The organism is Paracoccus acridae (genome assembly GCF_014642735.1).
In the GTDB taxonomy this organism is placed as follows: Bacteria; Pseudomonadota; Alphaproteobacteria; order Rhodobacterales; family Rhodobacteraceae; genus Paracoccus; species Paracoccus acridae.
Genome location: NZ_BMIV01000097.1, coordinates 1 through 565 on the forward strand (window position 1 = coordinate 1; position 565 = coordinate 565).

The window sequence follows — 565 nt, forward strand, 5'->3', positions numbered from 1 at the left end:
TCCAGGATCAGGCAGGGCGTCTGGATGTCACCCTCGTCCATGCCCGGCAGCGCGGGGACGTCGAAGCCGACCTCCAGGGTGTCGAGGTTCACGCCGTTCGTCTTGATCGGTGCGTTCATGATGCCATTCCTTCAATCCAGGGCAGCCTGTCCAGATCGACATTGCCGCCGGTGATGATGATGCCGACGCGCTTGCCGGCGAATGCGTCGCGGTTCTTCAGGACGGTCGCCAGCGGCACCGCGCTGGAGGGTTCCATCACCACGCGCAGGTGCTTCCAGATCAGCTTCATCGCCTCGACGATCTCGGCGTCGGACGCCGTGTAGATCTCCGACACATGGTTGCTGACGAAGTGCCAGGTCAGGTCCTTCAAGGGCACCAGCAGCCCGTCGGCGATGGTTCTGGGCGCATCGTCGGCGATGATGTGGCCCGCCTTGAAGCTGCGATAGGCGTCGTCGGCCTGTTCCGGTTCGGCCGCGATGACCTTGGTTTCCGGGGCCAGCGTCGCAAGCGTCAGGCAGGTGCCCGAGATCATGCCGCCCCCGCCGATCGGCGCCACCACCATGTC

The 565-nt window shown here is 65.0% G+C and carries 1 protein-coding gene; it reads right to left on the reverse strand.

From position 1 onward, the window contains the following. Positions 1-115: 115 nt before the first annotated feature. Positions 116-565: threonine ammonia-lyase (locus IEX25_RS19975; RefSeq protein WP_188717480.1), on the reverse strand; the 450-nt coding region annotated here is incomplete at its 5' end.